This window comes from Thermogutta sp., assembly GCF_014359955.1.
In the GTDB taxonomy this organism is placed as follows: Bacteria; Planctomycetota; Planctomycetia; order Pirellulales; family Thermoguttaceae; genus Thermogutta.
Genome location: NZ_JACIYL010000684.1, coordinates 1 through 2430, shown reverse-complemented (window position 1 = coordinate 2430; position 2430 = coordinate 1). Strand labels below are relative to the sequence as shown.

Sequence of the window (2430 nt, the reverse complement as noted above, 5' to 3'; positions counted from 1 at the left end):
CTCGCCTTTATTATGACCGCAGCGCTGGAGGGTGTCCAATAATCCAAGGCCCGTTTACGAACACTTCCCCAGGCCGACGGTGGCAAAAGAGTTACAGAGTTCCAGGAGAAAAAATTGACCCCTTTAACAGTGGGGCAAACATAATGGGCCGGAGAACCTTTGCGGCGTCGGTTCTCTGCTGAGCCCGCGACGCAAAGCCGCCAGACAGGGGGAAGAGACGGCGAAAAGAATCCCCGGGGCAGGTCATCTGGGCGACCACCCGGGGTAGCCTGGGGGAAAATAGGGCCCAAGCTTCCGGCCAAGATTTTGCGGTCTGTAACGAATACTCATTGAGGGGTGTATTGATTGGCAGGTGGCGAGGTAATCGCAATGAAATGGCCCTATGGGGAGGCAACCGGTGTGGCAGACGAGACCTGGGCAATCGAAACTGAACATCTGACGAAGGTTTACGGCGGCGAGGTGATCGCCGTCAACGACCTGAGTTTTCGCGTCCCCAGGAAGGTTATTTTCGGCTTCCTGGGACCGAACGGGGCCGGAAAAACGACCACCCTGCGGCTGCTTTTGGGACTCCAGCGTCCCACAGCCGGGCGGGCATGGATTTTCGGCCATGCGTGCGGGCCCCAGTCCGTGACGGTCCGTCGCTTGGTGGGTTATCTCCCCACCAATCCCCGGTTCCCTGGGCACCTTAAACCATTCGAGTACCTCGACCTTGTCGGGCAGTTGTATCGCATGCCGGCAGATGTGCGACGACCGCGGATTGCCTCTTTACTGCGGGCAGTGGGACTGCTGGGGGTCGCGGACCAGCGGATCGCCACCCTTTCCACCGGCGAGACGACGCGCCTGGGGATTGCTGCTTCGCTCGTGGGGGACCCGCTCTTGCTCTTGTGGGACGAGCCAACGGCGGGCCTTGACCCGGCCGCCCGGCGATTCGCCCTCGATCTGATTCGGGAGCTGGGACGGGAAAGAACGATCCTCGTGGCGACGCACATCCTGGCAGACATTGACCAGGTGTGCACCCATGTGGGGGTCATGCATGAGGGGAGAATGATTTTCTGCGGCCCGATCGCGGAGATGAAGCGGCGGCTGCGGGGGGACAGCTTCTTTCTGGATCTGGAAGGTACGGAAGAAAACCTGCGGCAACTGGCAGGGATGCTCGCTGCACTGCCGGTGGTTTCTGCGCAGTGGCTGGATCCGCGGCGGGTACGCATCGCCGTGAATGGCGAAGTCAGCCGGGCCGAGGCCCTCGCCGAGGTGCTCCGCCGGGTCGATCAGGCGGGCGTCGTCCTGCACGGCGTGCAAACAGGATTGGGGGCCACCGAAGACGCTTACTTGCAGCTTCTCCAGGAGGATGAACTCCATGGATTTACGCGGTTTCAAGATGCTCCGCGACCTGCTGCTTCCCACCCAAGCACTGGTCAGGCTTGAACTCCGGACGCTCTTTCGGAGTTGGCTGGTGCGCCTGTGGTTGGCAGCGGCGATTGTGCTCAGCTTTTTGACCGTCCTGACGGGCTGGTCGTTTCTGACTCAGCCGGTGATGCTCGCCTCGCTCGTTTTTCCCTTTCTTGTGTTCCCCTGGTTTGTGGTGGTCATCATTCTGGGCACCAGTGCAGTCAGTTCAGGGCAGTTGGAAGCGGCTGCCGACGGCATTTTGAGTCGCCCGATCACCCGGCTGGAATATCTCGGCGCGGCGTGGCTGGCCCGCGCGATTGCGGTGCTCCTCGTGTTTATTGTGGCGGTGATCCCCGCCGCATTGATCACAGGTTTGGCTGATCGGCCGGTGAAGGCTGACCCTGTCACGACTTACGGGGCAATCGTCGGGCTGGGGACGGTCGTCCTGGTGCTGCTGGGGATCTTGAGCCTGGGCTTTTTGATGGGCGTGCTGCTTCGCAATGCCTGGCTGGCCCTTCTGGTCGTGCTCTTCGTGTGGTATCCGATCAACGGGGTGCTGACGACGTTTCGGCTGGCGGAGCTTTCTCCCATCAGCCTCAACCAGGCGCTGCCCACCGTCTTCAGAAAGAGCTGGAGCACCCCCGCCTCGTCGGATCAGGTGAATCCCCTGGATGTCGCCATCCTACAACAACAGGCAGATGAATTTCTACGCGTCTTTTCGGGACGACCGCAACGGCCGGAGCGCCGTCCCGAGTTTTTCCAGCACGACCTGGAGTACAAGGACATCCGCCCGGGGTGGGTGGCCCTCAGCTACACGCTGCCGGTGGTGGTGTTTTTTGGATTGTCGTACCTGTGTTTCTGGTACCGGGACCTGTGAAGTTCCGGCGAGGAAACGGACGTGGCAAGGAATGCGGTGAAACCTTGGCGAAAGAGTGTGAATACTGTGAGGATTTGGGAGGTAAGCACATGCGAGGCTTGAAATTGCTTCTGCTGGTAATCGTGGTGGGCTGGGTTCTGGGAGGCTGGCACGGACGGAGCCTG

2 protein-coding genes are annotated in these 2430 nt (G+C 60.8%); both read left to right on the top strand.

The genetic code is table 11. The features are described from left to right. The first annotated feature begins 369 nt into the window (after positions 1 to 369). On the top strand, positions 370 to 1425 hold the full coding sequence (locus tag H5U08_RS15840) for an ABC transporter ATP-binding protein (protein ID WP_297035225.1): 1056 nt from the start codon (positions 370 to 372) through the stop codon (positions 1423 to 1425). Continuing rightward, positions 1358 to 2266 carry an ABC transporter permease gene (locus H5U08_RS15835; protein ID WP_297035221.1) on the top strand — a complete coding sequence of 303 codons (909 nt, stop codon included), beginning with the start codon at positions 1358 to 1360 and terminating at the stop codon, positions 2264 to 2266. Before H5U08_RS15840 ends, H5U08_RS15835 begins: the two co-directional genes overlap by 68 nt. Positions 2267 to 2430 lie beyond the last annotated feature (164 nt).

Coding starts and splice junctions, on each gene's coding strand:
- H5U08_RS15840 (WP_297035225.1), top strand. CDS start 370: ATGAAATGGCCCTATGGGGAGGCAACCGGTGTGGCAGACGAGACCTGG.
- H5U08_RS15835 (WP_297035221.1), top strand. CDS start 1,358: ATGGATTTACGCGGTTTCAAGATGCTCCGCGACCTGCTGCTTCCCACC.